1 protein-coding gene is annotated in these 1767 nt (G+C 65.2%); it reads left to right on the plus strand.

Annotated features, from left to right (window positions below):
* A partial coding sequence (rpoB, locus tag DI624_RS16005; RefSeq protein WP_291540545.1) for a DNA-directed RNA polymerase subunit beta occupies positions 1–1767 on the plus strand: 1767 nt, incomplete at both ends.

Consider the following 1767-nt stretch of genomic DNA (forward strand, 5'->3'; position numbering starts at 1 on the left):
GCCCGTTCGGTCAAGGACATCAAGGAGCAGGACGTCTACATGGGCGACATCCCGCTCATGACGGACAAGGGCACCTTCATCGTCAACGGCACCGAGCGCGTGATCGTGTCGCAGATGCACCGTTCGCCGGGCGTCTTCTTCGACCACGACAAGGGCAAGACGCACTCTTCGGGCAAGCTGCTGTTCGCCGCCCGCGTGATCCCCTATCGCGGGTCCTGGCTGGACTTCGAGTTCGACGCCAAGGACGTGGTCTATGTCCGCATCGACCGCCGCCGCAAGCTGCCGGCCACGACCTTCCTGATGGGTCTGGGCATGGACGGCGAGGAAATCCTGAAGACCTTCTACGAGACCGTGCCGTATGAAAAGCGCGGCGAGGGCTGGGTCACGCCTTACAAGGCCGAGCGCTGGCGCGGGGTGAAGCCCGAGTTCGACCTGGTCGACGCCGACACCGGCGAAGTGATCGCCCAGGCCGGCCAGAAGATCAGCGCGCGCGCCGCCAAGAAGCTGGGCGACACCACGACCTCGCTGTCGCTGGCCGCCGACGCCCTGCTGACGAAGTATCTGGCCAATGACGCGGTGAACTTCGAGACCGGCGAAATCTTCGCCGAGGCCGGCGACGAACTGGACGCCCCGACCATCGAAGTGCTGGAGCAGAACGGCTTCACCACCATCGAGGTGCTGGACATCGACCACGTCACGGTCGGCGCCTATATGCGCAACACCCTGCGCATCGACAAGAACGACAACCGCGAGGACGCCCTGTTCGACGTCTATCGCGTGATGCGTCCGGGCGAGCCGCCCACCCCCGAAGCCGCCGAGGCCATGTTCAACTCGCTGTTCTTCGACAGCGAACGCTACGACCTGTCGGCCGTCGGCCGGGTCAAGATGAACATGCGCCTGGAAACCCCCGAGGTCTCCGACGAGATCCGCGTCCTGCGCAAGGAGGACGTGCTGAAGGTGCTGCAGATCCTGGTCGGCCTGAAGGACGGCCGGGGCGAGATCGACGACATCGACAACCTGGGCAACCGCCGGGTCCGCTCGGTCGGCGAACTGCTGGAGAACCAGTACCGCGTCGGCCTGCTGCGGATGGAGCGCGCCATCAAGGAGCGCATGTCGTCGGTCGATATCGACACGGTCATGCCGCACGACCTGATCAACGCCAAGCCGGCCGCCGCCGCGGTTCGCGAGTTCTTCGGTTCGTCGCAGCTGTCGCAGTTCATGGACCAGACGAACCCGCTGTCGGAAATCACCCACAAGCGTCGCCTGTCGGCGCTTGGGCCGGGCGGTTTGACGCGCGAGCGCGCGGGCTTCGAAGTCCGCGACGTCCACCCGACCCACTATGGCCGCATCTGCCCGATCGAGACGCCGGAAGGCCCGAACATCGGCCTGATCAACTCGCTGGCCACCCACGCGCGGGTGAACAAGTACGGCTTCATCGAAAGCCCCTACCGTCGCGTCAAGGACGGCCAGGCCCAGGGCGAGGTGGTCTACATCTCGGCCATGGAAGAGTCGAAGTACACGATCGCCCAGGCCAACATCGAACTGAAGGACGGCCAGATCGTCGAGGATCTGGTCCCCGGTCGGATCAACGGCGAATCCCAGCTCCTGAACAAGGACGCCGTGGACATGATGGACGTGTCGCCGAAACAGGTCGTTTCGGTCGCCGCGGCCCTGATCCCCTTCCTGGAAAACGACGACGCCAACCGCGCGCTGATGGGCGCCAACATGCAACGTCAGGCCGTGCCGCTGGTGCAGTCGGACGCGCCG

Origin of the sequence: Brevundimonas sp., assembly GCF_003248455.1 — a bacterium.
In the GTDB taxonomy this organism is placed as follows: Bacteria; Pseudomonadota; Alphaproteobacteria; order Caulobacterales; family Caulobacteraceae; genus Brevundimonas.